The organism is Kitasatospora sp. NPDC114501 (assembly GCF_055633695.1).
The window spans coordinates 563,608-586,976 of sequence record NZ_JBVKDS010000001.1 but is presented as its reverse complement, the minus strand read 5'-3'; the positions used below and the strand labels follow the sequence as shown (position 1 = coordinate 586,976).

General features: G+C 72.6%; 20 protein-coding genes and 2 riboswitches. Of the genes, 9 read left to right on the top strand and 11 right to left on the bottom strand.

What is annotated here, in order from left to right; genetic code table 11:
* The first annotated feature begins 347 nt into the window (after nucleotides 1-347).
* Complete coding sequence (locus ACZ7RU_RS02735; protein WP_470339142.1) at nucleotides 348-2,141, top strand: AMP-dependent synthetase/ligase; 1,794 nt, start codon at nucleotides 348-350, stop codon at nucleotides 2,139-2,141.
* 58 nt (nucleotides 2,142-2,199) lie between these two features.
* Here the strand turns inward: ACZ7RU_RS02735 and ACZ7RU_RS02730 are convergent, their stop codons facing one another.
* Nucleotides 2,200-3,336 carry a glycosyltransferase family 4 protein gene (locus ACZ7RU_RS02730; protein WP_470339141.1) on the bottom strand — a complete coding sequence of 379 codons (1,137 nt, stop codon included), beginning with the start codon at nucleotides 3,334-3,336 and terminating at the stop codon, nucleotides 2,200-2,202.
* A 216-nt stretch (nucleotides 3,337-3,552) separates the two neighbouring features.
* Between ACZ7RU_RS02730 and ACZ7RU_RS02725 the strand changes: the two genes are divergently transcribed.
* The gene (locus tag ACZ7RU_RS02725) at nucleotides 3,553-4,923 is read left to right on the top strand and encodes a glycosyltransferase 87 family protein (RefSeq protein WP_470339140.1); all 1,371 of its coding nucleotides are present in this window, start codon (nucleotides 3,553-3,555) and stop codon (nucleotides 4,921-4,923) included.
* An 88-nt stretch (nucleotides 4,924-5,011) separates the two neighbouring features.
* Here the strand turns inward: ACZ7RU_RS02725 and ACZ7RU_RS02720 are convergent, their stop codons facing one another.
* The 6 genes from ACZ7RU_RS02720 to ACZ7RU_RS02695 form a co-directional block, all read right to left on the bottom strand.
* On the bottom strand, nucleotides 5,012-6,043 hold the full coding sequence (locus ACZ7RU_RS02720) for a hypothetical protein (RefSeq protein ID WP_470339139.1): 1,032 nt from the start codon (nucleotides 6,041-6,043) through the stop codon (nucleotides 5,012-5,014).
* 179 nt (nucleotides 6,044-6,222) lie between these two features.
* Nucleotides 6,223-7,269 carry a C40 family peptidase gene (locus tag ACZ7RU_RS02715; RefSeq protein ID WP_470339138.1) on the bottom strand — a complete coding sequence of 349 codons (1,047 nt, stop codon included), beginning with the start codon at nucleotides 7,267-7,269 and terminating at the stop codon, nucleotides 6,223-6,225.
* 228 nt (nucleotides 7,270-7,497) lie between these two features.
* Nucleotides 7,498-8,631: a C40 family peptidase gene (locus ACZ7RU_RS02710; protein ID WP_470339137.1), complete on the bottom strand. Its 1,134-nt coding sequence runs from the start codon at nucleotides 8,629-8,631 to the stop codon at nucleotides 7,498-7,500.
* Between the two features lie 10 nt (nucleotides 8,632-8,641).
* Nucleotides 8,642-8,791, bottom strand: a riboswitch (cyclic di-AMP (ydaO/yuaA leader).
* A gap of 337 nt (nucleotides 8,792-9,128) precedes the next feature.
* Nucleotides 9,129-10,166, bottom strand: a complete 1,038-nt coding sequence (locus ACZ7RU_RS02705) for a C40 family peptidase (RefSeq protein WP_470339136.1) — start codon at nucleotides 10,164-10,166, stop codon at nucleotides 9,129-9,131.
* Between the two features lie 199 nt (nucleotides 10,167-10,365).
* Nucleotides 10,366-11,718 (bottom strand): NYN domain-containing protein, encoded by a 1,353-nt coding sequence (locus tag ACZ7RU_RS02700; RefSeq protein ID WP_470339307.1) that lies wholly within the window; start codon nucleotides 11,716-11,718, stop codon nucleotides 10,366-10,368.
* A gap of 218 nt (nucleotides 11,719-11,936) precedes the next feature.
* On the bottom strand, nucleotides 11,937-12,200 hold the full coding sequence (locus ACZ7RU_RS02695) for a hypothetical protein (protein WP_470339135.1): 264 nt from the start codon (nucleotides 12,198-12,200) through the stop codon (nucleotides 11,937-11,939).
* Between the two features lie 201 nt (nucleotides 12,201-12,401).
* Between ACZ7RU_RS02695 and ACZ7RU_RS02690 the strand changes: the two genes are divergently transcribed.
* Nucleotides 12,402-13,232, top strand: coding sequence for a rhomboid family intramembrane serine protease (locus ACZ7RU_RS02690; RefSeq protein WP_470339134.1), 831 nt, complete (start codon nucleotides 12,402-12,404; stop codon nucleotides 13,230-13,232).
* Nucleotides 13,229-13,510 (top strand): Lrp/AsnC family transcriptional regulator, encoded by a 282-nt coding sequence (locus ACZ7RU_RS02685; protein WP_049651832.1) that lies wholly within the window; start codon nucleotides 13,229-13,231, stop codon nucleotides 13,508-13,510. The genes ACZ7RU_RS02690 and ACZ7RU_RS02685 overlap by 4 nt, the downstream gene beginning before the upstream one ends.
* 3 nt (nucleotides 13,511-13,513) lie before the next feature.
* Here the strand turns inward: ACZ7RU_RS02685 and ACZ7RU_RS02680 are convergent, their stop codons facing one another.
* The 3 genes from ACZ7RU_RS02680 to ACZ7RU_RS02670 all read right to left on the bottom strand — a co-directional run bounded on the left by ACZ7RU_RS02680 (nucleotide 13,514) and on the right by ACZ7RU_RS02670 (nucleotide 16,777).
* A complete protein-coding gene (locus tag ACZ7RU_RS02680) occupies nucleotides 13,514-14,878 on the bottom strand; it encodes an aminotransferase class V-fold PLP-dependent enzyme (protein ID WP_470339133.1) in 1,365 nt (454 codons plus the stop codon).
* Nucleotides 14,879-14,929: 51 nt separating this feature from the next.
* Nucleotides 14,930-15,048: riboswitch (SAM riboswitch) on the bottom strand.
* Between the two features lie 109 nt (nucleotides 15,049-15,157).
* Nucleotides 15,158-16,234 (bottom strand): anthranilate phosphoribosyltransferase, encoded by a 1,077-nt coding sequence (gene trpD / locus ACZ7RU_RS02675; protein WP_470339132.1) that lies wholly within the window; start codon nucleotides 16,232-16,234, stop codon nucleotides 15,158-15,160.
* A 117-nt stretch (nucleotides 16,235-16,351) separates the two neighbouring features.
* Nucleotides 16,352-16,777: a response regulator gene (locus ACZ7RU_RS02670; protein ID WP_387748842.1), complete on the bottom strand. Its 426-nt coding sequence runs from the start codon at nucleotides 16,775-16,777 to the stop codon at nucleotides 16,352-16,354.
* Nucleotides 16,778-17,174: 397 nt separating this feature from the next.
* Here ACZ7RU_RS02670 and ctaE point away from each other — a divergent pair, with 397 nt between their 5' ends.
* The 5 genes from ctaE (at nucleotide 17,175) to ACZ7RU_RS02645 (ending at nucleotide 22,004) form a co-directional block, all read left to right on the top strand.
* Entirely contained in the window at nucleotides 17,175-17,795 is a 621-nt protein-coding gene (gene ctaE, locus ACZ7RU_RS02665) for an aa3-type cytochrome oxidase subunit III (protein WP_049651835.1), read from the top strand.
* A gap of 187 nt (nucleotides 17,796-17,982) precedes the next feature.
* The gene (gene qcrC / locus ACZ7RU_RS02660; protein WP_470339131.1) at nucleotides 17,983-18,792 is read left to right on the top strand and encodes a cytochrome bc1 complex diheme cytochrome c subunit; all 810 of its coding nucleotides are present in this window, start codon (nucleotides 17,983-17,985) and stop codon (nucleotides 18,790-18,792) included.
* Nucleotides 18,793-18,800: 8 nt separating this feature from the next.
* Nucleotides 18,801-19,853, top strand: coding sequence for a cytochrome bc1 complex Rieske iron-sulfur subunit (gene qcrA / locus ACZ7RU_RS02655; RefSeq protein ID WP_470339130.1), 1,053 nt, complete (start codon nucleotides 18,801-18,803; stop codon nucleotides 19,851-19,853).
* Nucleotides 19,850-21,514, top strand: a complete 1,665-nt coding sequence (gene qcrB / locus ACZ7RU_RS02650) for a cytochrome bc1 complex cytochrome b subunit (RefSeq protein WP_470339129.1) — start codon at nucleotides 19,850-19,852, stop codon at nucleotides 21,512-21,514. The genes qcrA and qcrB overlap by 4 nt, the downstream gene beginning before the upstream one ends.
* A 118-nt stretch (nucleotides 21,515-21,632) precedes the next feature.
* Nucleotides 21,633-22,004, top strand: coding sequence for a GntR family transcriptional regulator (locus ACZ7RU_RS02645; RefSeq protein WP_355256625.1), 372 nt, complete (start codon nucleotides 21,633-21,635; stop codon nucleotides 22,002-22,004).
* Nucleotides 22,005-22,035: 31 nt separating this feature from the next.
* Here ACZ7RU_RS02645 and ACZ7RU_RS02640 read toward each other — a convergent pair whose 3' ends face one another.
* Entirely contained in the window at nucleotides 22,036-23,292 is a 1,257-nt protein-coding gene (locus ACZ7RU_RS02640) for a L,D-transpeptidase (protein WP_470339128.1), read from the bottom strand.
* Nucleotides 23,293-23,369 lie beyond the last annotated feature (77 nt).

Below are 23,369 nucleotides of genomic sequence, written 5' to 3'. Positions count from 1 at the left end.
CCGGGTCAGAGCGCCCCGGAGGCGAGCGGGCGAGCCCCCGCCCCGAGCCGAAGGGGTGCGCCGGTGCCGAAAGGGAGAAGCGAGGGAGCGAGGAACGAGCGAGGGAGCGCCGACCGTCGGCACCGGGTCAGAGCGCCCCGGAGGCGAGCGGGCGAGTCACAGCCGGGGGAGGTTACCGACCGGTCGCTCTCCGCTGCCGTAGGGTGCCATTCGAACGACCCGGTCACGGCCAGGTCGGACCCGGCCGGGTGTGACACTTCGAACACCGGAGCCGACCCCCCTGGTCGAAGCTGCCTACCGGGCAGTAACGTCCTGCCGTCCCGCAGCGTCGCGAACGAGGAGCAGTCTTGCTCGACTTCAGCCTTCCGGCCCTCTATCAGGTACCGAGCGGCGGCAACCTCGCCGACCCGGTGCACCGGAACGCCGAGGAGCACCCGGACGTCGCCGTGCTCAGCCGGAAGGTGGACGGCCAGTGGCAGGAGCTGACCTCGGTCCAGTTCCTGGCCGAGGTGCACGCCGCCGCCAAGGGCCTGATCGCCGCGGGCATCGAGCCGGGCGACCGGGTGGGCATCATGTCCCGCACCCGGTACGAGTGGACGCTGCTGGACTTCGCGATCTGGACGGCCGGCGCGATCACCGTGCCGGTGTACGAGACCTCCTCCGCCGAGCAGGTCGAGTGGATCCTCGGCGACTCGGGCGCGGTCGCCGTGATCACCGAGACCGACCAGCACGTCGGGGTGCTCGGCGAGGTCCGCGACCGCCTGCCGGAGCTGAAGCACACCTGGCAGATCGAGGGCGGGGCGCTCGCCGCGCTGGCCGCGGCCGGCCAGGACGTCCCGGACGCCACGGTCCACGAGCGCCGCCGGATCGCCGGCCCGGACTCGGTCGCCACCATCGTCTACACCTCGGGCACCACCGGCCGCCCGAAGGGCTGCCAGCTGACGCACGGCAACTTCCTGGCCGAGTGCGGCAACGTCGTCGAGCGCCTCGCCCCGCTGTTCCGCACCGGCGAGAGCTCGGTCCTGCTCTTCCTGCCGCTGGCCCACGTGCTGGCCCGGATCGCCGAGATCGCCCCGGCGATGGCCCCGATCAAGCTCGGCCACGTCTCCGACATCCGGGACGTCACCGCCGAGCTGGCCGCCTTCAAGCCGACCCTGATCCTGGGCGTGCCCAGAGTGTTCGAGAAGGTCTACAACACCGCCCGCGCCAAGGCCCAGGCCGACGGCAAGGGCAAGATCTTCGACAAGGCCGCCGACACCGCGATCGCCTACAGCCGGGCGCTGGACGCCGGCGGCGCCGGCCTGGTCCTGCGGCTCAAGCACGCGGTCTTCGACAAGCTGGTCTACAGCAAGCTGCGCGCCGCCCTCGGCGGCCGGGCCACCCACGCCATCTCCGGCGGCGCCCCGCTCGGCGAGCGCCTGGGCCACTTCTACCGGGGCATCGGCTTCACCGTCCTGGAGGGCTACGGCCTGACGGAGACCTGCGCGGCCACCGCCTTCAACCCGTGGGACAACCCGAAGATCGGTACGGTCGGCCAGCCGGTGCCCGGCGCCTCCGTCCGGATCGCCGAGGACGGCGAGGTCTTCTTCAAGGGCCCGCACGTCTTCACCGGCTACTGGAACAACCCGCAGGCCACCGCCGACACCCTCAAGGACGGCTGGATCGCCACCGGCGACCTCGGCTCGCTGGACTCCGACGGCTACCTGACCATCACCGGCCGCAAGAAGGAGATCATCGTCACCGCCGGCGGCAAGAACGTCGCCCCGGCCGTGATCGAGGACCGGATCCGGTCCCACGCCCTGGTCGGCGAGGTCATGGTGGTCGGCGACCGCAAGCCCTTCATCGCCTGCCTGCTCACCGTGGACCCGGACTTCTTCCCGAAGTGGAAGGAGCTCAACGGCAAGCCCGCCGACGCCACCGTCGCCGAGCTCGCCGCCGACCCGGACCTGCTGGCCGCCCTCCAGGCCGCGGTGGACGACGGCAACGCGGCCGTCTCGCACGCCGAGGCGGTCAAGAAGTTCCGGCTGCTGGACACCGAGTTCTCCGAGGAGAGCGGCCACCTGACGCCCTCGCTGAAGCTCAAGCGCAACGTCGTGCTGAAGGACTTCGCGGCCGACATCGAGGCGCTCTACAGGAAGTAGCCGCCGCAGGCGCCGGACGGGCCCCGCCTCTCCAGGAAGGAGGCGGGGCCCGTCCGCGTCACCCGGCCAGCAGCGAGGTCAGCCGCCCGGCCAGCAGGTCCCAGCGCCAGGAGCGCTCCACCCAGCGCCGCCCGGCCTCGCCCATCCGCCGCCGCAGCTCCTCGTCGCGCAGCAGCCGGACGATCCGCTCGGCCGCCGCCGAGGCCGAGCCGCCGGGCACCACGTACCCGGTCTCGCCCTCCAGCACGGCGTCCGGCGCGCCGCCGGAGTCCCCCGCGACCACCGGCAGGCCGGTCGCCGAGGCCTCCAGGTAGACGATCCCCAGGCCCTCGACGTCCAGGCCCCCGCGCCGGGTGCGGCACGGCATCGCGAAGACGTCCCCGGCCCCGTAGTGGGCGGGCAGCTCCTCCCAGGGCACCGAGCCGGTGAACCGCACCGAGTCCCGTACGCCCGTGGCGTCCGCGAGCTTCTCCAGGTCCGCCCGGTACGGGCCGCCGCCGACGATCAGCAGCACCGCGTCGGGCACGTCCACGAGGATCTGCGGCATCGCCTCGATCAGGGTGTCCTGGCCCTTGCGCGGCACCAGCCGGGAGACGCAGACCACCACCGGCCGGTCCGCCAGCCCGAGCCGGCGGCGCACCTCGGCGCCCCCGGAGCCCGGGTGGAAGGTCGTCTCGTCCACCCCCGGCGGCAGCTGGACCATCCGGGCCGCGGCCTGCGGGCCGACCGCGGCGGCGATCCGGGAGCGGGTGTACTCGCCCAGGTAGGTCAGCACGTCGGTACCCGCGCCGATCCGGCGCAACAGCTGCCGGGAGACCGGCAGCTGGGCCCAGGCGGCCTCGTGCCCGTGGGTCATGCCGAGCAGCCGCCCGGCCCCCGCCCGGCGCAGCGTGGGCGCCATCAGCCCGAGCGGGGCGGCGGCGCCGAACCAGACCGAGTCGCACTTCTCCGCCCGCAGGATCTCGGCGGCCCGCCGGGTGACCCGGGGTGTGGGAACCATCACCTTCGTCCGGTCCCGGATCACCGGGAACGGCTGCTCGGCGTCGAAGCGCGCAACCTCGCCGCCGTCCCGCCAGGTGGAGGCGTAGACCACCACGCTGCCAGCGGGCTGACGGACGGCCATGTTGTGTACGAACGCCTGGATGCCACCGGGGCGGGGCGGGAAGTCGTTGGTGACGATCAAGGTTCTGTGCATCAGGCCACGGCTCGCTCGGTCGGGGGGTGCGCGGTGTACCGCTGGGTGATCCGTACGATAGGTCAACACCATGACCCGCCGGGAACGGAAGCGCGCACGGCAACCGTTTCACCCCCGGGTCAGTCCTAGTACCTAGGCCGTCGTCCAGGACGCGGCCCGGGCGTCCGTCGGTACGACGCCTCCGGTGGGGACGTCCGAGACGAACGAGGGAGCGCAGTGGAATTGGCCCCGGCCACCGAGCCCGGTTCTTCGCGCGGCCGCCTCGGCCGCCCGCTCGGGGCGCTCGCCGCGCTCGGCGCCACCTGGCTGGCCACCCGCGCCCTGCTGGTGCTGCTGGCCACGGGCGTGCTGAAGGCGCCCGGCGGCGACGTGACGGCGGACGTGTGGATGATCTACCACGCCTGGTACGGCGTGCTCCAGACCGGCACCTTCCCGTTCGACGACGTGACCTGGCAGTACCCGCCGGGCGCCGCCCTGGTGATCCTGCTGCCGGGCCTGCTGCCCTGGTCGTACCTGGTCTCGTTCTGGGTGATCTGCGGGATCGCCGACGCCGCCGCGGCCGCGCTGCTGGTGCGCACCGGCCTGCGCCGGGGCCGGGCGCTGACCGGCGCCTGGATGTGGGTGGTGGGCGTCCCGCTGCTCGGCCCGATGATCTACAACCGCTTCGACGTCATCGTCACCGCGGTCGCCCTGGCCGGCCTGCTGGCGCTGATCCGCCGTCCGGCGGTCGGCGGGCTGCTGCTGGGCCTGGGCGGCATCGTCAAGATCTGGCCGCTGCTCGGCCTGATCGGCACCCCCTCCGGCCGCCGCACCCGCCGCTCCTGGACGCTGGCCGGGGCCACCGCCGTCTCGATCGGCTTCCTGCTGGCGGCCGGGATGAACGGCGCCTTCGACTTCCTGGCCTTCCAGAAGGACCGCGGCATCGAGGTCGAGTCGCTCGGCGCGCTGCCGCTGCACTTCGCCCGGCTCGCCGGCGGCTGGGACGGCAAGGTCACCATGAACTACGGCTCCCCCGAGATGCTCGGGCCGTGGGTCGGCGTGATCAGCAAGGTGATGATGGCCGGCACCCTGCTGGGCTTCGCCTGGCTGCTGCTGTGGCGCTACACCTCCAAGCGGCGCAGCGCGGCCACCATGTACGACGCGGCGCTGTGCGCGCTGCTGATCTTCGTGGTGACCAGCCGGGTGATCAGCCCGCAGTACCTGGTCTGGCTGGTCGGCGTCGCGGCGGTCTGCCTGACCGTGCGCAACAGCAGCCAGCGGCCGGTGGCGGTGCTGATCCTGCTCGCCTGCCCGCTCACCCTGGTCGAGTTCCCGACCGTGTTCACCCAGGTCCTGGCCAGCGACCCGGTGGCGGTCACGGTGCTGGCCGCACGCAACCTGCTGCTGCTGGCCGCGGCCCTGCTCTCCTGCGTGCGGCTCTGGCGCTCCACCCGCGGCGAGGCGCCGCTGCCGCCGACCGTGGTGCTGGACCGCGAGCCCGCCGCGCTGCCGGCCGCCGGCTACCCGGTGCGCCCGGGGATCGCCTACGAGCAGGACCTGCTGGACGGCATCGACCGGCCGGGCGCCCCGGCCCGGCAAGGGCGCTGACCAGGCCCTCAGCTGATCAGCCGATCAGCCCGTCAGCCGTTCGGGCATTCCGCTGTTCGGTCCGTCAGCCGATCGGCCAGTCAGCTGATCAGTCCCTGAGCGCCGCGACCCGCTCCAGCCAGAGCCGGGTGAACTCCGCCAGGCCGACGCCCAGCTCGCGGCGCATCAGCCGGTCGGTCCGGCGCTCCCGGTCCTCGCCCTGCCCGTCGGCCGCGCCGACCGCCCGGTAGAAGGCGACCAGCCGCTGCGGCCCGTGGGTGCGGCCGATCAGCTCGCAGGCCAGCCAGGACTGCTCGTAGGCCTGGGCGATGCCGGCGGCCCCGGCGGCGAAGTCCCGGTCGGCGGGCAGCGCGGCGGGGAGCCGCCCGGCGGCGACGTCCCGGGCCAGCTCGGGGGCTATCTGCTGCGGGCTGCGGCCTGAGTCCCGGTAGGCGGTCCAGTCGGCGACGCCCTCGGAGAGCCACAGCGGGGTCCAGGCCCGGGTGTCGGCCCTGGTCGCGACATGGGTGGCCTCGTGGGTGACCACCACCTGGCGGCCGAAGTCGCTGAGCCGCCCGTACGCCTCCGGGTTGACCAGCACCCGGTCCGCCGGGGTGTGCCAGGGCGCCCCGGGGGCGGCCACGGTGACCGCCGCCATGCCCGTCCAGCCGTCCGGGTCACCCTCCAGCAGCCGGGCGAACTGCTCCCCGGTGGCGGGCCGCTCCAGCAGCAGCCGGCCCGGCCAGGCGCCGCCCCAGAGCTCGGTGACGGCGGGCACCGCCCGGTCCCCCACCGCGACCAGCTCGGCCGGGTCGGGGCCGGCGGCCGGCCCGAGCACCAGGCAGTGCGCGCCCGGCGCGGACCGGACCGGCCCGAAGTCCCACGGCGCGGGCGGCCCGCCCGCGCCCTCCTCGTGCTCGACCCGCCAGCCGTCCCCGGCCCGGACCAGCTCGATCCGGCGCGGGTACACCACCGGGTACTCGTCGTACCCGGCGACCCGCACCGCCAGGTCGGCGGCGGCGGTCAGCCGCCCCGGCCCGCCGGAGGCGGCGAGCACCAGGTTGCGGTACCCCGCCTCGGCCACCGGCAGCCCGGCCCACGGCGGCGCCGAGCGGGCCCGCTCCGCCAGCGCGGCGGCCACCTCGGCGTGCCGGTCCGCCGACCGCGCCGCGGGCGCCGCCGGGGCGGCCGGCGGCAGCGACAGCTGGGCCAGCCCGCCGGCCGCGAGCAGCAGCGCGCCCCGCCGGGACAGCGCCCGGCGGGGGCGGGAGCCGGGGCGGGGTATCTCCGTGGGGCCGGCGGGGCCGGACGGCGGGGCGCTCAGAGCCGGACCACCCCGGAGACGGGCATGGCGGTGACGCTCTCGTAGCGGACCTTGGCGCCCGGGCGGGGGGCGTGCACGATCACGCCGCCGCCGGCGTACATGCCGACGTGGTGCATGTCCCGGTAGAAGATCACCAGGTCTCCCGGTCGCGCTTCGGACAGGCTGATCCGCTGCCCGGCGTACGCCTGGGCCTGCGAGGTGCGCGGCAGGGTCACTCCGGCCTGCCGCCAGCTGTAGTACATCAGACCGGAGCAGTCGAACGCGTGCGGCCCGGTGGCCCCGTAGACGTACGGGGAGCCGATCATCCGCACCGCGGCGGCCAGCGCGGCGGCCCCGCGCTCGGAGGCGGGCGGGGCGGTGCCGAGGTCCAGCCGGTCGGTGCCCCGGGTGGCGCGCTGCTCGGCGTCCCGGGCGTCCTGGGCCGTCAGCCGGGCCCGCTCGGCGGCGCCCAGGCCGTTCAGCAGCTTCTGCGCCTTGGCCAGCCGCTGCTGGATCTCCAGCTTGCTCTCGGCGAGCGAGCGGCGGGTCCGGTCCAGCTCGGCGAGCTTGTCGGCCGCCTCGGTGCGGCGCTGGTCGAGCCGGCGCTGCCGGGTGACCAGCTCGTGCAGGGCCTCCTGCTGGCGTGCGGCGGCCTGGCCCTGGGTGCGGGCGCGGGCCAGGTAGTCCTCCGGGTCGGGCGAGAGGATCAGCTGAGCCGTCTGGGTCATCCCGCCGCCGCGGTACTCGGCCCCGGCCACCGTCGCCAGGTCGCCGCGCAGTTCGTTGAGCCGGTCCTGGGCGAGGGCGATCTCGCCCTGGATGACCGTGGTCTCGCCCTGGAGCCGCCGCTGGGCCTCCTGCGCCGCGTTGAACCTCTCGGACGCCTGCTCGGCCTCGTCGTACAGCTGCTCCACCTGGGTCTTGACGTCCTGACGGTCGGCCGGGTCCGGGCTGCCGGGGGCGGCCTGGGCGCGACCCCCGGCGGCGACGCCCAGCGCGGTGGCGGCGGCCGTGGTCAGCACCAGCGCCCGGGCGAGCAGTTGGGAACGACGGTGCACGGGCATGGCGGCAGCGACTCCAATCCTGCGGCGCGGGCTCCCACCGCCGCACCGGGACGGGCGGCCGTCGAGCGGGAGTCCGGTGGCAGACGTTAGCGAGTCCGGGCAAGCGAGTCCAAACCCCTCCCAACCCGAATATTCGACCCCTAATCGGACATCAGGTCGACCCGCCGGAAAAGCCGCAGGCCCGGCCTTCCCTGGGGAAGACCGGGCCTGGAAGCGGCAGAGCGGGGATCAGACCCGCACGATGCCGGTCAGCGGCATGTTGGTGACCGCCTCGTAGCGCACCGACGCACCCGGCTTGGGAGCGTGCAGCACCTGGCCGTTGCCGGCGTAGATGCCGACGTGATGGGCGTCGGTGTAGAAGATCAGCAGGTCGCCGGGCTGGGCCTGGGAGAGGTCCGTGCCGATCCGGGCGCCGGCCGAGGCCTGCGCCTGCGAGGTGCGCGGCAGCGACACGTCCGCCTGGTTGAACGCCCAGACCATCAGGCCGGAGCAGTCGAAGGAACTCGGGCCGGTGGCACCCCAGACGTACGGGCTGCCGACCTTGGACGCGGCGGCCGCGAGGGCCGCGGCACCGCGCGAGCTGCCCGGGGCCACCTTCACCGGAGCGGTGGTGGTCGGGGCGGTGGACGACGGAGCGGAGAGGTTGCCGCGGGTGTTGTCGCGCGAGGCGCGGTCGGCCTGCGCCTGCGCCTGGGCGGCCGCGTCGGCCTTGGCCTTGGCTTCGGCCGCGGCCTTCTCCTCGGCCTGGCGCAGTGCCTGGCGCTCCTGCTCGGTCAGGGTGTTGAGCAGGTCCTGGGCGGCCTTCAGCTTGCCCTGGACCTCCTCCTTGGAGGTCTTCAGCTGCTGGGTCGTCGACTCCAGCTCGGCGAGCTTGCCCTGGGCCTCGTTGCGGTCCTGGTCGAGCTTGCGCTGCTGCTCCTGGAGCTCCTTCAGCTGACCCTTCTGGGTGGCACCGGCCTGGTTCAGCGCGTCGGCCTGGCTGAGGAAGCTGTCCGGGCTGGAGGAGAACATCAGCTGGACGGTCGGGGATATCCCCCCGTTGCGGTACTGCTCGCCGGCGATCTCGGCCAGACCGCCCTGGAGCTCGGTGACCTGGGCCTGCTGACGGGCCACCTGGTCCTGGAGGCCGGAGACCTGCTTCTCCAGCTCCTGCTGCTTGGCCTGGGCGGCGTTGTAGTTCTCGGTCGCGACCTCGGCCTGCTCGTTGAGCTGGTCGACCTGCTCCTTGACCTGTTCCTTGGTCGGCTGCGGGTCGGCGTGGGCGCCGGACTGCGCGGAGAGGGCGACCGCTGCGGCGGCGACGCCGGTCAGGATCGAGACCCGGGCGCGGCCGGCGGGCTTGGGACGACGATGGGACGCCACGAAGGCGGACTCCTTCTTCCTACGTCCGCCTACCGGGTGAGCTGACGGGTTCGGGCCGGAAGCATGCCCTACGACGCCTCACGGCCGTTCGGCCGACCTGGCGCCGATTCACCCCGGAGGAACGTGGTTCCCCGGCTCCGCTCCGCAGCGCCCCCAGTCACTGGGCTCCCCTGTCGGGCAGTCGCTTCGACCTGCCCCGCTGCCTTGCGAACTCGGCGGTAACCACCGCCGCCACCCTGGCTGGGCGATCGACAGTGCGGTGGTTCGGAGCATGACCCTAGTAACTGAACCGTGATCCGTTCAAATCCTTGTCAGAAAAAAGACGGAAGATTACCCAAGTTCCTTTGTGAAGATGACCGATGGTGACCAATGGTGCACACAAGGCTGATCGGTTCTCAGCATGCGGTCGCAAAAGGGCGGAAAGCCGAACGCCACCCCCGCAACGGAGGTGGCGCTTTTCACAGGACCCGAACAGGCGTCCCGGGCGTGTCGGACCGTCAGACCCGGCGGATGGTGTTGATCGGCATCGCGTCGGCCTTCATCACCTTCACCACGTCACCGGTGTGCGGCGCGTGGACCACCATGCCGTTCCCGATGTACATCCCGACGTGGTACATGCTCGGGCCGTAGATCACCAGGTCGCCCGGCTGGGCCTGGTCCAGCGACGGCACCCGGGTGCCGTAGTGGCCCTGCTCCTGCGAGGTGCGCGGCAGCGAGACGCCGGCCTGCCCGTACGCCCAGACCATCAGGCCCGAGCAGTCGAAGGTGGTCGATCCGGTGGCGCCCCACACGTACGGCGAGCCCTGCTTGCTCATCGCCTTGGCCACCGCCGCCCCCGCGTAGCCGCTGGCCGGCGGCAGGCTGCCGAGGTCCACCCGCGCGCTGCCGCGCGAGGCGCGGTCGTCCTGCGCCTGCTGGGCCCGCAGCGCGGCGCGGTCGGCGGCGCTCAGCGAGTTCAGCAGGTCCTGGGCGGCCTTCAGCTTGGTGTTGACGTCCGCCTTGGCCTGGTTCAGGTCCTTGGTGGTGCTGTCCAGCGAGGCGAGCACGGCGGCCGCCTCGGCCTTCTGCTGGTCCAGCCGGCGCTGCTGGTCCAGCAGCCCCTTGAGCGCCTCGGCCTGGCTGGTGCTGGCCTGCTGGACGGTCGAGGCCTTCTCCAGGTAGCCGGACGGGTCGGAGGAGAGCATCAGCTGGACGGACGGGTCGATGCCGCCGGCGCGGTACTGCTCGCCCGCCACCTCGGCGAGGCCGCCCTGGAGCTGGGTCATCTGCTCCTGGCCGCGGGCCACCTGGTCCTGCAGCTGGTCGGCCTGCTTGCGCAGCTGGTCCGCCCGCTCCTTGGCGCCGTTGTACTTCTCCGCCGCCTGCTCCTGCTCCTCCTGGAGCTGGTCGATCTGCGCCTTGACGTCCGTCTTGTCCGGCTGCGGCGCGGCGTGCGCGGCCACCTGGGCGGAGAGTGCGACCGCGGTCGCAGCGGCGGCGGTGAGCACGGAGATCCGTGCGCGGCTCGGCTGCTTGGGACGGCGGTGGGAGGCCAAGGGACCGGCTCCTTCTTTCTACGGGCTCACCTGATGGGATGAGATTCCGGAAAATAGGTTTGACGCCAGACCCTAGTGAAGATCTAACCGTTTTGCTACTCCCCCGAAGGCGTGAACCCCGGTCCCCACGCTGACTTCACGGGACCCGCACACCGCTCCGGACGAACCGCTGACCAGCCGTCATGCTAGCCGACCCAGGTCAGGGCCGGGCCAGCCGGTTCAGCAGCAGCACCGACGCCACCGGGCGCGCGCCCGCCTTCCGCACGCCCTCCGCGACCTCCCGGTCGGTGGACACCACCACCACCGGGCGGCCCTGCGGCTCGGCCCGCACCAGACGGCGGATCAGCTCGTCGGCCGTCTCCCCGGTCCGGCTGAACCGCACCCGGACCCCGCGCGGCGGCGCCATGATCACCGGGACGTCCAGGTCCTGCCCGTCGAACACACAGGTGACCTCCGCCTGGGTGCGCTGGGCCAGCATCGCCAACCCGCCCAGCAGCCGGATCCGCTGCTGCTCCAGCGGCAGTGCCGGATAGCCGGTCTTCGTCACGTTGTAACCGTCCACCACCAGGTGCACCTGGGGGATCGCCAGCAGCTGGTCCAGCAGCGCCGGATCGTCCTCGGCCAGTCCGCGCCGGGCCACGTCGTGCGGCGAGGCCGCCCCCGGCACCACCGCCTCCACCAGGTCCGCCGGGCGGATCTGGGAGACCGGCAGCGCCAGCTCCCGCTGGAGCCCCTGGGCCGACTGCAGCAGGGTGTCCAGCAGCAGCCGCAGCCGCATGTCCTCGACGCTGCGCCCCTCGCGGGCCGACCGGCGGCCCTGCTCGGCCGCGTTCTCCAGCTCGGAGACCCGGTGCCGCAGCCGGCGCGCCTCGCTCTCGGCCGCACCGCGCTCGGCCGCGGCCTGCGCCCGTACGGCCTCCAGCTCGCCGGCCACCCGACGGGTCTCGGCCTGCGCCCGGCGGGTGTCGCTCTCCAGCGACCGCACCTTCTTGCGCAGCGACTCGGCCTCCTTTCGGACGCCGTCGGACTCGGCGCGCTGCCGGTCCAGGTCCGCCCGCGCGGCGGCCCGCACCTCGGCCAGCTCGGCCTGCAGCTTCTCCACCAGCCGGGCCGCCTCCGCGGCCGCGTCCTCGGCACCGGCCCGCTCGGCCTCCTTGCCGGCCTCGGCCACCAGCCGGCTCCAGCCCGCCGAACGCACCAGGTAGGCGGCGGCCGCGACGTCCATCGGATCGGCGGCGCTCGGGACGCTGCCCGACTCCAGCGCCTTCACCAGATCCGGCTGCCCCAGTCGCAGCCGCTCCGCTATCCGCAGCCGGAAGGCCGGCTCCGCCTCCAGCGCCGCCGCCAGCGCGGTGGCCGCGTACTTGGCCCGCCGTGCCGGGGTGAACTTGACGTACTGGCGCAGGCTCTGCGGGAGTTCGGCCGCCGGCAGCCCGCCGAGCGCGTCCGAGGCGAGCCCGACCACCCGTCGGCGCACGCCCTCGGGCAACGGCCGGTCGAGCTTCTCGACGGCGTTTTCCACCACGGCCTCGGAGGAGTCGTTCGCCGCCACGGCCGCCACGGCCGGGGCCTCGGCCGCAGCGGGCGGAAGCCCCTGGGCTTCCCCGGGCTCCTTCGCTGCGTCCACCACGTCCTCGGCTCCGATCCTGGTCCAGCGGGGCACGGCCGCGGCCGCCCCCTGTCGTCACGCGCCCCCGTGCGTCTTGTTCTGTATTGTCCCGTGCGGCGCGGGCGGGTGCGCCGCGCACCCGCCCGCCGCGGCGACGGGGATCAGCCCTGCTCGGTGGGGGCCTGCGCCCCCTCGGCGCCCGGACGGGCCACCAGCTCCACCTGGTCCACCGCGTTGCACCAGCGGCAGCGCACCGACTCGACGGTCTCGCTCAGCACCTCGGTCTCCTCGACCTTGGACTCGCCGGCCAGGTCGAAGTGCAGGAACTCGGTCACCCGCGCGGTGCGGGTCACGTCGAAGCGGGTGAGGTTGCCGCACAGGGTGCAGCGCCAGCGCGTCTCGGCGCTCAGGGCGGGGACGGTCATCGGGGGTCCTCTCGGGTGGTCCCTGCGTGGGCCAGGCGCTCCCCCCGGAGCCCCGGCATCGGCGGCGGGAGGCGGGAATGCCCGCCCCAAGCCTATTGCCTGGGGCAACCACCGCGACCACCGGTCGCCCGAACACCCGGGCTGGTCCACCTGCCGTAAACCAACGTGTCACCTGCGGCGCCCGGAGGGATGCTTGGCCGCATGGCGTTCGCGGTCCCGGACCACACCGCGGCCCGGGGCGGCCGCCCGGCGGCGACCGTCCCGGCGGTCAGCTACGCCCTGATCGCGCTCAACACCCTGGTCTTCCTGCTCGGACCGGCCGCGGGCCTCAACCCGCTGTACGGCACCGGCCAGGCCCGGGTCTGCGCCGAGCAGCGGTACGAGCAGCGCTGGGGCGCCGTTCCGGCCGAGGTGCTGGCCGGACGGCCGCTGACCGCCGAACAGCTGGCCGAGGCCCCCGACCCGGTCCCCGGCTGCCCGGCCGCCCCGACCCCGGGAAAGCACCCGGCCCTGTCCGTCCTCACCGGCCTCTTCCTGCACGCCGGCTGGCTGCACCTGCTGGGGAACCTGCTCTTCCTCCAGGTCTTCGGCCCCACCGTGGAACGGCGGCTGGGCCGGGCCCGGTACGCCGTCTTCTACCTGGCCGCCGGCAGCCTGACCACGTACGGCTTCGCGCTAGCCGAGGCGCACTCACCGAACTCCACCCGGGTGCTCATCGGCGCCTCCGGGGCGATCGCCGCCGCCCTCGGCGCCTATCTGCGCCTGCACCCCCGGGCCCGGGTGACCACCCTCGTCCCGCTGCTGTTCTTCCTGCCGCTGCGCTTCCCGGCCTGGCTGGTGCTCGGCCTCTGGTTCGCCCTCCAGTGGTGGTCGGTGCACTCGGCCGGGCCCGGGGTGGCGTACCTGGTCCACGTAATCGGCTTCTCGGCCGGGTTCCTCTACGCCTGCACCGTGGTCCGCCGCCACCCCCCGCGACGACCCGGCGGACGCCCGATACGCTGGCGGCACCTCACAAAGGAGCCCGAACTGTGATCACCGCCATCGTCCTGATCAAGACCAGTGTCGACCGCATCCCGGAGATCGCCGAGTCCATCGCCGCCATCGACGGCGTGAGCGAGGTCTACTCGGTGACCGGGGGCTACAACCTGGTGGCGATGGTGCGGGTGCGCCGGCACGACGACCTGGCCGAGGTCATCCCGGGCCGGCTGAACAAGGTCCCGGGCGTGGCCCACACCGAGACCCAGATCGCCTTCCGCACCTACTCCCAGCACGACCTGGAAGCCGCGTTCGCCCTCGGCCTGGACGAGTAGCCCTCAGCCCTCGCGCTGAGTGTCCGCGACGCAGCGGCCGCCCTCATTGCGGTAGTTCCAGGCCGCGCCGTCCGTCACCAGCTCCCGGACGGCGGTGAGGAAGCGGTCGACGTGCTCGTCCGGCGTCCCGGCGCCGAAGCTCACCCGGATCGCGTTCAGGCTGCGCTCGCCCGGCAGCGAGGGATCGGGCGCCCCGCACTCGGACACGGCCACGTCCTCGTCCCCGAGCAGCGTGCGCACCAGCGGGTGGGCGCAGAACAGGCCGTCGCGCACCCCGATGCCGTACTCGGCGGACAACGCGGCCGAGAAGTGCGAGCTGTTCCAGCCCCGGACGACGAAGGACAGCACGCCGACCCGCGCCGAGCCCTCCCCGAACAGGTTGAGCACCTTCACCTGCGGGATCCCGGCCAGACCGGCGGTCAGGCGGGCGATCAGCCGCTGCTCGCGGGCCTCCAGCGCGTCGAAGCCGGCCTCGGTCAGCGCCCGGCAGGCCGAGGCGATCGCGTAGGCGCCGATGACGTTCGGCGAGCCGGCCTCGTGCCGGGCCGGGCCGGTGTGCCACTGCACGGCCACCGAGCCGTCCGCCTCCCGGGCCACCGTCCGGGTCGCCCCGCCGCCGGCCAGGTACGGCTCGGCCGCGTCCAGCCAGTCCGCCCGGCCGGCCAGCACCCCGGCGCCGAACGGCGCGTAGATCTTGTGGCCGGAGAAGGCGACCCAGTCGACGTCCAGCTCGCGCACCGAGACCCGGTGGTGCGGCGCCAGCTGGGCGGCGTCCAGCACCACCCGGGCGCCGTGCCGGTGCGCGGTCTCCGTCAGCTCGGCGACCGGCCACAGCTCGCCGGTGACGTTGGAGGCGCCGGTGACGCAGAGCAGCTTGGGGCCCTCGGGCGCCTCGGCGAGCGCGGCGTCCAGCGCGGCCACCGCCTCGGCCCGCGAGCGCGGCGCCCGCAGGTAGCTGACGTCCAGTCCGGCGTGTGCCCAGGGCAGCAGCGAGGCGTGGTGCTCGGTCTCGAAGGCGAACACCCGGGTGCCGGCCGGAACGGCGGCGGCCAGCAGGTTGAGCGAGTCGGTGGTGGCCCGGGTGAAGACCACCTGGTCGCCCTCGCGCAGGTCGAGGAACTCGCCGACGGTGCGGCGGCTCTGCTCGAACAGGTCGGTGGACAGCTGGGAGAGGTACCCGGCCCCGCGGTGGACGCTGCCGTAGTACGGCGCGTAGGCGGCGACGTCGTCCCACACCCGCTGGAGCGCCGGCGAGCTGGCCGCGTAGTCGAGCGCCGCGTAGCCGACCTTCTCACCGCTGGCGAGCGGGACCTGGACGTCGGCGCCGAGAACCGGGAGCGGGGTGCTGATTTCGGTGGCGAGGGACATGGGGATGCACTCCTTCGGGGGTAAGGGACCCCCGGAGTGCCAGTCGCCGGGTGTCCGCGCTTGTCGCACGGACGATCTGCCGTGGCGACCCGGTCCTCACCCAGGGCACCCCGCCACGGACGGAGGGTTGCCGGACAGCGAGCTGGGGCTTGGCGCTGTCACTCATGACCTGGCGAAGACTCTAGGCCGCGTCCAGCGGGCGGTCAAACGGGCATCCAGCATCCGGACAGCACCGGAGCCCGGGCCGGCGTACCCGGCCCGGGCTCCCCAACTACCGCCTCAGATCCGGCTGGTGGCCTCCGACCAGCGCCGCAGCAGGTCCTGCGCGGCGCCCGAGTCGATCGCCTTCGCGGCCCGCTCCATGCCGGCCGCCAGCTGCTCGCCGAGCGGCGCGTCGCCGAGGTCCAGCGCGACCAGCGCGGCCGCCGTGTTCAGCAGGACCGCGTCCCGCACCGGCCCGTGCTCGCCCGCCAGCAGCCGCCGCGCGACCTCGGCGTTGTACGAGGCGTCCGCCCCGCGCAGCGCCTCGATGCCGACCAGCTCGATGCCGACGTCCCGCGGGTCGAAGGTGGTCTCGGTGACCACCCCGTCGCGCACCAGCCACACCCGCGAGGTGGTGGTGATGGTCAGTTCGTCCAGCCCGTCGTCGCCGCGGAAGACCAGCGCCGTCGCGCCCCGCCGGGCCAGCACCCCGGCGATCAGCCCGGCCAGCCGGGTGTCGAAGCAGCCGATGGCGTGCGCGGTGACCTTGGCCGGGTTGGTCAGCGGGCCGAGGATGTTGAAGGCGGTCGGCACCCCGAGGTCGCGCCGCGCGGTAGCGGCGTGCCGCATCGAGGGGTGGAACTTCGCCGCGAAGCAGAAGGTGAGCCCGACCTCCTCGGCCACCTCGGCGACCCGCTGGGAGGAGAGGTCCAGCGCCACGCCGAGCTTCTCCAGCACGTCCGAGGAGCCGCTGGTGGAGGAGGCCGACCGGTTGCCGTGCTTGACCACCTTGGCGCCGGCGGCGGCCGCGACGATCGCCGACATGGTGGAGATGTTGACGGTCTTCGCCCGGTCCCCGCCGGTGCCCACGATGTCCACCGCCGGGCCGGGGATCTCCAGCGGCTCGGCGTGCTCGTACATCGCGTCGACCAGGCCGGCGATCTCCTCGACCGACTCGCCCTTGGCCCGCAGCGCGACCATGAACCCGGCCACCTGGACGGGGGACGCCTCGCCGCTCATGATCCGGTCCATCGCCCACGCGGTGGACGAGCGGTCGAGGTCCTCCCCCTGCAACAGCGCCGACAGGACGTCCGGCCAGGTGCGGACCACCTGCGCGGGGTCGCTACCGCCGTTCGCAGGGTTCACGTTCACCATGGCTGACTCCAGCTGTTGTCGGTTCCCCGCTCCGGGGGGACGTCCGTACGGATGGAGTCAGCCTATCGAGCGAAGCGGTCGCTTCTACCCCCGTCTTTTCCAGTTGCCGGGCGGATTTCAGCGGACGGCCGGAGTCCGCTTCGCCACCCTGGCCCGCAGCAGGACGGCGGCCGCCTCGGCCAGCGCCACCGGGTCCACCGGGTGGGAGATGGCGGCGTCCGCCCGGCTCCAGGCGGCGAGCCAGGAGTCCTGCGGCCGGCCGATCAGCACCAGCACCGGCGGGCAGCCGTAGATCTCGTCCTTGAGCTGGCGCCCGAGGCCCAGCCCGCCGGCCGGGACGGCCTCGCCGTCCAGCACGCAGAGGTCCACGCCCCCCTTCTCCAGCGCCTTGAGCACCGCGGGGGTGGTCGCGCACTCCAGGTAGGACAGTTCCGGAAGATCCTCGGCGGGCCGGCGGCCGAGCGCCGTCAGCACCTGCTCACGGGTGTTGCGGTCGTCGCTGTAGACGAGGACGGTGAGCGTCTCATCGGTCGTGTACGCCATGGACCCTGCTCCCTCAAGTGTGATCCGGACCACGTTCGCCTGATCCGGATGCTACTCCGGATCACCCGCCGCCGAGCCCCCCTCGCGCACGTTCCTCGTCGAGCCGCCGCGCCAGGGGCTCACCCACCCGGAGGACGGCCCGTCACCCGACCCCGCCCGGTCCACCCGTACGGCCGACCCGGGCGCCCCCTCCACTACCTCCCACGGCTGCTCCGACCGTGCAGCGACGCGCCGGGCAACGGGGTCGCGGGCTCCTCCGAGGAACCATCAGAAAAGGGACACGCCGCTGCTCAGCCCCCGTCCGGACACCCCGTCGCCCCCCAAGCGGGCATACCGCACGCACCGGACACTCCGAGGGACACCCCCCGACGTGAAGACGGAATAAGGGACCGACATAATGTCCGTCGTGGCGACAGCAACAGCAGTAGAAACCGGGCACGCGCACGGATCGGTCAACCGGCCGAACATGGTCAGCGTCGGAACGATCGTCTGGCTCAGTTCCGAGTTGATGTTCTTCGCGGCCCTCTTCGCGATGTACTTCACGCTCCGCTCCGTCAAGGGGCCGGAGTTCTGGACCGAGAAGGCCCACGCCCTCAACGTGCCCTTCTCCTCGGTCAACACCACGATCCTGGTGCTCTCCTCGCTCACCTGCCAGCTCGGCGTGTTCGCTGCCGAGCGCGGTGACGTGAAGAAGCTCCGGGCGTGGTTCATCCTCACGTTTGCCATGGGCGCGGTCTTCATCGGCGGCCAGGTCTTCGAGTACACCGAGCTGGTCAAGAAGGACGGCCTCTCGCTGTCCTCCGACCCGTACGGCACGGTGTTCTACCTGACCACCGGCTTCCACGGGCTGCACGTGACGGGTGGTCTGATCGCCTTCCTGCTGGTCCTGGGACGGACGTACGCAGCCAAGCGCTTCACGCACGAGCAGGCCACCGCCGCGATCGTCGTGTCGTACTACTGGCACTTCGTCGACGTCGTGTGGATCGGCCTGTTCGCGACCATCTACCTGATCAAGTAACCAGCTGATCAGGTCGCTGGCCACCGGCTGCGGCCCCCGCCCTCACCGGCGACGGGCCGCTTCTGCCGGTGCCGACGCTCCCACCGACCGACCGCGCGCGCAGCCCTAGACAGGCAGCCTCGTGCCGGCCAGACCGGCCGCCGGGTGCACCCACCAGTCGACCAGATCCTGACACCGGGGTTATTCCGTGAAAAAGCTCTCCGCACGACGGCGCCACCCATTGGCGGCGCTGGTCGTCCTACTTCTCGCCCTGGCGGCAACCGGGGGGCTGTACGCCGCGTTCGCGCCCGCCGACAAGGCGCAGGCCGACGTCGCCGCGCAGTCGCTCGCGATCGATGAGGGCAAGAAGCTCTTCGCCGTGGGCTGCTCCTCCTGCCACGGCCTGAACGGCCAGGGCAGCAGTGACGGTCCGAGCCTGGTCGGCGTCGGCTCCGCCGCTGTCGACTTCCAGGTCGGCACCGGCCGCATGCCCGCCCAGCAGCCCGGCGCCCAGGTCCCGCGCAAGAAGAACATCTACACGCAGGCCGAGATCGACCAGCTCGCCGCCTTCGTCGCCTCCCTCGGCCCCGGTCCGGTGACCCCGAAGGAGGAGCAGTTCACCTCGACCAACCCCGAGGACATCTCCAAGGGCGGCGAGCTGTTCCGCACCAACTGCGCCCAGTGCCACAACTTCGCCGGCCAGGGCGGTGCCCTGACCAAGGGCAAGTACGCCCCGTCGCTGGAGGGTGTGGACGCCAAGCACATCTACGAGGCCATGCAGACCGGCCCGCAGAACATGCCGTCGTTCCCGGACACCACCATGCCCGAGGAGCAGAAGAAGCAGATCGTGGCCTTCGTCCGCCACACCACCAACGATGAGCCCAACCCCGGCGGTCTCACCCTGGGCAGCCTCGGTCCGGTGACCGAGGGTCTGTTCGGCTGGATCTTCGGCCTCGGCACGCTCATCGCGGTCGCGATCTGGGTCGCCGCCCACACCACCAAGGCCAAGAAGTCATGAGCCACGACATGTCAGAAGAGAAGCTCCCGGAGCCGCACGGCTCCGCCGGCGAGGTGGCCGACCACGGCAGCCCGTTCGCCGACCCGGGCCTGCCGGCCCACGAGCCCCGGCGCACCGACATCGACGAGCGGGCCGCCCAGCGCGCCGAGCGCCAGGTCTCGCTGATGTTCGTGATCTCGATGCTCGCCACCGTCGGCTTCATCGCCTCGTACGTGGCCATCGACCCGGACAAGATCGTCTACATCTTCCCGCTCGGTCACGTCAGCGCGCTGAACTTCGCGCTCGGCCTGACCCTGGGCGTCGCGCTGTTCATGATCGGCGCGGGCGCGGTCCACTGGGCCCGCACCCTGATGTCGGACGTCGAGATCCCGGCCGAGCGTCACCCGATCGAGGCCTCCGAGGAGGTCCGCGCCGACGTCATCGAGCAGTTCAAGACCGGTGCCGCCGAGTCCGGCTTCGGTCGCCGCAAGATGATCCGCAACACCCTGATCGGCTCCATGGCGCTGGTCCCGCTCTCCGGCGTGGTCCTGCTCCGTGACCTCGGCCCGCTTCCCGAGAAGAAGCTCAAGGAGACCGGCTGGAAGGAGGCGACCGAGGCCAAGCCGCTGCCGCTGGTCAACATGAACACCATGCAGCCGATGAAGCCCGAGGACATCGTCGTCGGCTCGCTCACGTTCGCCATGCCGGAGGGCCTGTCCACGCACGACGAGGACTTCCAGCAGCGGATCGCCAAGGACGCCCTGATGCTGGTCCGCATCGCGCCCGAGGACATCAAGGACGAGAAGTCCAAGGAGCTGGGCTTCGAGGGCATCCTGGCCTACTCCAAGATCTGCACCCACGTCGGCTGCCCGATCAGCCTGTACGAGCAGCAGACCCACCACGCGCTCTGCCCCTGCCACCAGTCGACCTTCGACCTGGCGGACGGCGCCCGCGTCATCTTCGGCCCGGCCGGCCACCCGCTGCCGCAGCTGAAGATCACCACTGACGAGAAGGGCAACCTGGTCGCCACCGGCGACTTCGCGGAGCCCGTCGGCCCGAGCTACTGGGAGCGTGCTCGATGAGTAGCGCGAGCAGCACCACGACCGGTGCCGCCAAGCCCTCCAGCACGCGCGCCAAGCCTGCCAACAAGTGGGAGGCCGCGGCTGACTGGACTGACGGCCGGCTGGGGATCTACTCCCTCGCCAAGGCCAACCTGCGGAAGATCTTCCCGGACCACTGGTCCTTCATGCTGGGCGAGATCTGCCTCTACACGTTCATCATCATCATCCTGACCGGTGTCTACCTGACGCTGTTCTTCAAGCCCTCGATGGCCGAGGTCGTCTACGACGGCTCGTACGTGCCGCTCAAGGGCATCCCGATGTCCGAGGCCTACGCCTCGACGGTGGACATCAGCTTCGAGATCCGCGGCGGTCTGCTGATCCGCCAGATCCACCACTGGGCCGCCCTGGTCTTCGTGGCGGCGATGTTCGTGCACATGATGCGCGTCTTCTTCACCGGCGCGTTCCGCAAGCCGCGCGAGATCAACTGGGTCTTCGGCTTCCTGCTGCTGGTCCTCGGCATGTTCGACGGCTTCTTCGGCTACTCGCTGCCCGACGACCTGCTCTCCGGCACCGGCATCCGGTTCATGGAGGGCGCCGTCCTGGCGACGCCGCTGGTCGGCACGTACATCCAGATGTTCCTGTTCGGCGGCGAGTTCCCCGGCACCGAGATCGTGCCGCGGTTCTTCACCATCCACGTGCTGCTGATCCCCGGCATCATGCTCGGCCTGCTGGTCGCGCACCTGATCCTGGTCTTCTACCACAAGCACACCCAGTGGGCGGGCCCGGGCAAGACCGAGAAGAACGTCGTCGGCATGCCGCTGATGCCGGTCTACATGGCCAAGGCCGGTGGCTTCTTCTTCCTGGTCTTCGGCCTGATCGCGGTCGTCTCGGCGATCGCCACGATCAACCCGATCTGGGCGTACGGCCCGTACCGTCCGGACCAGGTCTCCACCGACGCCCAGCCCGACTGGTACATGGGCTTCTCCGAAGGCCTGATCCGCATCATGCCGGGCTGGGAGATCAGCGTCTGGGGCGGCCACACCCTCAACCTGGGTGTGATCATCCCGCTGATGGTCGTCTTCCCGCTGGTGCTGGTCTCGATCGCCGCCTACCCCTTCATCGAGGGCTGGATCACCGGCGACAAGCGCGAGCACCACATCCTGGACCGTCCGCGCAACGCCCCGGTCCGCACCGCGCTGGGTGCCGCCTGGATCAGCCTCTACCTGATCCTGCTCGCGGCCGGTGGCAACGACCTGTTCGCCACCCACCTGCACCTGTCGATCAACTCGGTGACGTACTTCGTCCGCGTCGGCATGTTCGTCGTCCCGGTCCTCACCTTCATCGTCACCAAGCGCTGGTGCCTCGGCCTCCAGCGCCGTGACAAGGAGAAGGTGCTGCACGGGCGCGAGACGGGCGTCATCAAGCGCCTGCCGCACGGCGAGTTCGTCGAGGTGCACGCCCAGCTGCCGCAGCCGGACCTGTACAAGCTCACCGCGCACGAGCAGATCCAGCCGGTCGAGCTGCCGGCCCAGACGGACGAGAACGGCGTGGCCCGCAAGGCCGGCGTCCTCACCCGCACCCGGGCCAAGCTGTCCCGCGGCTTCTACGGCGAGGGCGGCCAGATCCCCAAGCCGACCGCCGAGGAGCACCACGAGATCACCAGCGGCCACGGCCACCACTGATCCCGTAGGCGCCACCGCGTCACCCGAGGGCCGCTGACCAGAGTTCTTCTGGTCAGCGGCCCTCGGCCTTTCCCGTACGTGCCAGCCCCGTACCCGACCGCGCCACCAGGAGGCCACCGTGCAGCTCTCCGTCGACCCCGCCTCGGCCACTCCCCCGTACGAGCAGATCCGCGCCCAGATCGCCGAGCGGGCCCGCTCCGGCGAGCTGCCGACCGGGCTGCGGCTGCCCACCGTCCGGGCCCTGGCCGAGGAGCTGGGGCTGGCCGCCGGCACCGTCGCCCGGGCCTACCGCGAGCTGGAGGCGGACGGCGTGGTGGAGACCCACGGCCGGCGCGGCACCCTGATCGCCGCCACCGGGGACGCCGCCCACCGGCTGGCCGCCGAGGCCGCCGCCGAGTACGCCGCCCGGGCCAGCCGCCTGGGCGTCTCCCGCGCGGACGCCCTGGCCGCCGTGGACACAGCGCTGCGGCTGGCCTACCCCCAGGGCTGACGGGGCGCCGGAGAAGGCCTCCCGGAGCCGATCAGAGCTCGGGACGGATCATCCCCGCAGCGGGGGCCTGGGAGGGCGGTGCGGTGGTGCTGACGGGCTGTCCCGAGGCGCTGTGCTTCACCCAGTCCGTCCAGTCGATGTTCCAGTCCCCGAAGCCGTTGCCGAAGGGCTCCATCTCGGCGCCACGGCTGTTCACCACCGTCACCAGGTCCCCCACCCGGGTGTGCTGGTAGAACCACTCGGCGTTCGCGGTGCTCATGCCGGTACAGCCGTGGCTGACGTTCTCGACACCCTGCGAGCCGACCGACCAGGGCGCCGCGTGGACGTACTCGCCGCTCCAGGTCACCCGGGTGGCCCACAGCACGTCGAGGTCGTACGCCTCCGTGCTGCCCGCGGCTATCCCGATGGTCTCGCCGTTCATCCGGACCGCCCGCTCCTGGCCGAGCACCACCTTGACGCCGTTGCGGGTGTCGAAGCCGGGCTTGCCGGTGGTGACCGGGATGGTCCGCAGCACCTCGCCGTCGCGCTTCAGGGTGAGCTCGTGGGCGGCCGCGTCGATCACCGACTCCACCCGCTCGCCGATCCGCAGCTTCAGCGAGCTGCGGTCGCCGCCGTAGAGGCCGTCCGCTATCCGGCTGCCGGTGCCGTCGAAGGCCAGCGAGACGATCGTGCCGGCCGGCCAGTACTCCTGCGGGCGGAAGTGCAGGTTCTTGTCGTCCACCCAGTACCAGGCGCCGGTGACGGCGGGCTGGGAGCCGACGGTCAGGACGCGCTCGACCTCCTGGCGGGCCTGCGGGTCCTTCACCGCCTCGGAGAGCTGCACGGTGAGCGGCTGGCCCACCCCGTAGACGCCGCTGCCGGAGGAGTCCGGGCCGAGCTTGGCGGTGAGCAGGCGCTGGGCGGCGAGGGTGCTGAAGCTCGCGGTGGTGTCGCCGCGGCCGCCCTTGCCGTCGTCGGCGGAGATCCGCACGGTGTACGCGGTGGCGGCCTTCAGCCGGCCGGTGGTCTGCCAGCTGCCCTGGTCCTCGGCGAGCTTCCCGGCGACCACCCGGCCGTCCGGGCCGACCACGGTGACGTCGGTGAGCCGGCTGCCCTCGACGGCGGTCACGGTGACCGGCTGGGAGGGGTCGGCCTTGCCGTCCGCCGAGAGGCGGACCAGCGGGGCCGCGTCGATCCGGTGCGGTCCGACGGGCTCGTCCTCCCGGGCCGTGCAGGCCGCCAGCGGGGCCAGGACTGCGAGGGCCAGCGAGATGCCGCCGAGAGTTGCGATTCCACGCCTGTCGGCCATGACCGCCTCCGAGGGGTCGCACGATTGATCAGATCGTAGGAACGTCCCTTGGTGAAGCGACATCCGGGGGACTTCCG

Bases quoted from the DNA above. Each gene is read 5' to 3' on its own strand.
- ctaE (WP_049651835.1), top strand. From the start codon at position 17,175: ATGTCCGTCGTGGCGACAGCAACAGCAGTAGAAACCGGGCACGCGCAC.
- ACZ7RU_RS02670 (WP_387748842.1), bottom strand. From the start codon at position 16,777: ATGGCGTACACGACCGATGAGACGCTCACCGTCCTCGTCTACAGCGAC.
- ACZ7RU_RS02730 (WP_470339141.1), bottom strand. From the start codon at position 3,336: ATGCACAGAACCTTGATCGTCACCAACGACTTCCCGCCCCGCCCCGGT.
- qcrA (WP_470339130.1), top strand. From the start codon at position 18,801: ATGTCAGAAGAGAAGCTCCCGGAGCCGCACGGCTCCGCCGGCGAGGTG.
- trpD (WP_470339132.1), bottom strand. From the start codon at position 16,234: ATGGTGAACGTGAACCCTGCGAACGGCGGTAGCGACCCCGCGCAGGTG.
- ACZ7RU_RS02690 (WP_470339134.1), top strand. From the start codon at position 12,402: ATGGCGTTCGCGGTCCCGGACCACACCGCGGCCCGGGGCGGCCGCCCG.
- qcrB (WP_470339129.1), top strand. From the start codon at position 19,850: ATGAGTAGCGCGAGCAGCACCACGACCGGTGCCGCCAAGCCCTCCAGC.
- ACZ7RU_RS02640 (WP_470339128.1), bottom strand. From the start codon at position 23,292: ATGGCCGACAGGCGTGGAATCGCAACTCTCGGCGGCATCTCGCTGGCC.
- ACZ7RU_RS02680 (WP_470339133.1), bottom strand. From the start codon at position 14,878: ATGTCCCTCGCCACCGAAATCAGCACCCCGCTCCCGGTTCTCGGCGCC.
- ACZ7RU_RS02695 (WP_470339135.1), bottom strand. From the start codon at position 12,200: ATGACCGTCCCCGCCCTGAGCGCCGAGACGCGCTGGCGCTGCACCCTG.
- ACZ7RU_RS02715 (WP_470339138.1), bottom strand. From the start codon at position 7,269: ATGCCCGTGCACCGTCGTTCCCAACTGCTCGCCCGGGCGCTGGTGCTG.